Origin of the sequence: Nocardioides sp. (assembly GCF_035703625.1) — a bacterium.
In the GTDB taxonomy this organism is placed as follows: Bacteria; Actinomycetota; Actinomycetes; order Propionibacteriales; family Nocardioidaceae; genus Nocardioides.
The window spans coordinates 1-2,988 of sequence record NZ_DASSXS010000304.1 but is presented as its reverse complement, the minus strand read 5'-3'; the positions used below and the strand labels follow the sequence as shown (position 1 = coordinate 2,988).

Sequence of the window (2,988 nt, the reverse complement as noted above, 5' to 3'; positions counted from 1 at the left end):
ACGTCGAGGCCGGGCTCGTCGACGCCCATCTCGGCGAGCATCTCCCGGGCCTCGTCCTCGTCGCCGAGCTCGACCAGCTCGGCCTCGAACTTCGCGTCCAGGAAGATCGCCTCGGCCGGCGCGACCAGCTCGCGCATCCGGCTCTTGAGAGCCTCGTCGGCCAGCTCGTCGGAGTCGCAGTTGAACACGTAGATGTAGGGCTTGGCGGTGAGCAGGGAGAGCTCGCGGATGAGGGCGCGGTCGATGCCGGTGGCGATGATCGGCGTACCGGCCTCCAGCGCCTCCTGCGCCTCGCGGGCCGCGGCGACCACGGGGAGGAGGTCCTTCTTGCCCTTGGCCTCCTTCTCCAGGCGCGGGATCGCCTTCTCGACCGTCTGCAGGTCGGCGAGGATCAGCTCGGTCGAGATGGTCGAGATGTCGCTGGCCGGGTCGACAGTCCCGTCGACGTGCGTGACGTCCTCGTCGCGGAAGACCCGGGTCACCTGGCAGATCGCGGCCGACTCCCGGATGTGGGAGAGGAACTTGTTGCCCAGGCCCTCACCCTCGGAGGCGCCGCGCACGATGCCCGCGATGTCCACGAACTCCACCGTCGCGGGCAGCACCTTCGCGGAGCCGAACAGCTCCGCCAGCCGGGGCAGCCTGTCGTCCGGGACGCCGACCACGCCGACGTTGGGCTCGATCGTCGCGAACGGGTAGTTCGCCGCGAGCACGTCGTTCTTGGTCAGCGCGTTGAAGAGGGTCGACTTGCCCGCGTTGGGGAGGCCGACGATGCCGATGGTGAGAGCCACGGGCGGGGAGTCTACGGCGCGCCGCGAGGCGGGCCCGAATCGAGCGAGGCCAGGTCTGACGGGTCGGTGTTGGCGCCGCAGACGATCACGCCGACCCGCTGGTCGCGCAGGTCGACGGCCCCGGTCTCCACGGCGGCGTACGCCGTGGCACCGGCCGGCTCGACCACGAGCCGCAGCTCGCGCCAGAGTGTCCGCCGGGCGGCCGCGATGCCGTCGTCGCTGACCAGCACCGACGTCGCCGCCCAGGCGGCCGCGAAGCCCAGCAGCCCCACCTGCGAGGCGCCGAGCGCATCCGCCGCGATGCCGCCCACCGGGGAGCGGACCGGGTGGCCGACGGCGAGGGCGTCGTGCAGCGCCGGGCACAGCTCCGGCTCGACGGCCACCACCCGGGTGCCGGTGCCGGCGTACCACGCGGCGATCCCGCCGACGAGTCCCCCGCCGCCCACGGCCACCACCACGACGTCCAGGTCGGGCGCCTGCTCAGACAGCTCGCGCGCGACGGTCCCTTGGCCGGCCAGGGTCAGCGGCGCGTCGTAGGCATGGACGGCGAGGACGCCGTCCTCTGCGGCGAGCGACTCGCTGGCCGCCAGCGCGGCGGCGTAGTCGGCGCCGCCCTGGTGCACCGTCGCGCCCCGGTCGCGGATGGCCTGCACCTTCACCGGCGCCGAGATCTCCGGGACGAAGATGTCGGTGGGGATACCCAGGGTGGCTCCGACGTGGGCCACGGCCAGGCCGTGGTTGCCGCCGCTGGCGGCCACCAGTCGCGCCGGCGGAGCCGGCTCGGCGAGGACGGTGTTGAAGGCTCCGCGCGGCTTGAAGGACCCGGCGTGCTGCAGCATCTCGAGCTTGAGGGTGATCCCGTCGAGCTCGACCACGGGGGTACGACGGACGAGGCCGCCGATCCGGTCGGCGGCCTCGTCGATGTCGTCACGGGATGGCACTGCCATCCCACGAGCCTAGGCTCAGGCGCCGTAGAGCGCGCGCACGCCGTTCCCGTCGTTGGCGCTGAACTCCAGGTCGGACGAGCCGCCGTTGCACTGCGGGTAGTGCATGATCGACACCGAGTCGTACGGCGTCAGCGGACGCCAGTTGTTGTCCTCGAAACAGGTGCCGGACTCGGGCCGGGTGTGCTCGTGCCGAAAACCGAGGGTGTGGCCGAGCTCGTGACTCATGATGTCGCCCGGCTCCCAGTTGCCGGAGTTCTGCAGCGAGACCGCGTTGACCAGGACGTTGCGGCTCCGGTCGGGGCTGCTCGGGAAGAAGGCGCGGGCGATGTACTGGGTCGTGCTGGTCGGCTCGACCGAGAACAGCACCGCGTTGTTGCGAGTGGTGCAGTTCGCGTCGTGGGCCGGGAGGTGGGTGAACTCGACCTTCGAGGAGGCGTTCTCCCAGAGGCCTGCACCGGCTGCGGTGGCGTTGACGACGGCGCCGTAGTTGGAGCCGAACTTGGTGCTGACGCAGTAGGTCAGGTTGAGCGCCTGGCTCGCACTCCACTTGTCGTCCTGGCCGTTGACCCGGTTCACGATGAGACCGTCCTCGGCGGACTTCTGCGGCCCCATCATCCGCTTGTAGAACTGGCGCAGGTCGCCGTCGGTCGTCGCCGGCTCGTCACCGTTGACGATGTACTGCCGGTCGACGTCGCGGAACGTCGAGGCCTTGAACTCCTGGTACGACGGCGCCTCGGATCCTTCCGCTGCTCCGATGGTCAGTCCCGAGAGGCCGAGGGCCAGGACTCCGGTGGCGGCCAGGGCGACCCGGCCGATTCGACTTGTGTTCATGCTGCTCCTCGTGCTGGAGGCGACGTGGGTCGCCTGTTGCGTGGACGTGCGCCCCGCACGTGGACGGGTCGCACTCGCACCAACCCGAGAAAGGAGCGCATTGTCGGAAACCCTCGCCCGCGGGTCCGCAGGTTGTAAAGGGTCTAGACCGATTTTCCGGAAATCATCCGGAGGGTTGGGAGGGTCAGGGGCCGTACAGTGCCTGCGCCCCTTCGCCGTCCAGCGCGGTGAAGCTCAGGTCGGTCGACGTCCCGTTGCACTGGGGGTAGTGCATGATCGACGCGGAGTCGTAGTCGGTCAGCGGTCGCCAGCTGAGGTTCTCGAAGCAGATGCCGGCCTCGGGCCGGGTGTGCTCGTGCCGGAACCCCAGGGTGTGTCCCAGCTCGTGGCCGAGGATGTTGCCCGGCGACCAGTCCGGCGTC

The 2,988-nt window shown here is 70.4% G+C and carries 4 protein-coding genes; all 4 read right to left on the bottom strand.

Going from position 1 to position 2,988, the window contains the following annotated elements; translation table 11 throughout:
• Positions 1 to 788, bottom strand: a 788-nt coding sequence (locus VFN12_RS16050; protein WP_325119762.1) for a redox-regulated ATPase YchF, incomplete at its 3' end; no start/stop codon positions are given.
• Positions 789 to 799: 11 nt separating this feature from the next.
• Positions 800 to 1,735 carry a serine/threonine dehydratase gene (locus tag VFN12_RS16045; RefSeq protein WP_325119761.1) on the bottom strand — a complete coding sequence of 312 codons (936 nt, stop codon included), beginning with the start codon at positions 1,733 to 1,735 and terminating at the stop codon, positions 800 to 802.
• 15 nt (positions 1,736 to 1,750) lie between these two features.
• Positions 1,751 to 2,566 (bottom strand): M57 family metalloprotease, encoded by an 816-nt coding sequence (locus tag VFN12_RS16040; RefSeq protein ID WP_325119760.1) that lies wholly within the window; start codon positions 2,564 to 2,566, stop codon positions 1,751 to 1,753.
• Positions 2,567 to 2,750: 184 nt separating this feature from the next.
• A partial coding sequence (locus tag VFN12_RS16035) for a hypothetical protein (protein ID WP_325119759.1) occupies positions 2,751 to 2,988 on the bottom strand: 238 nt, incomplete at its 5' end.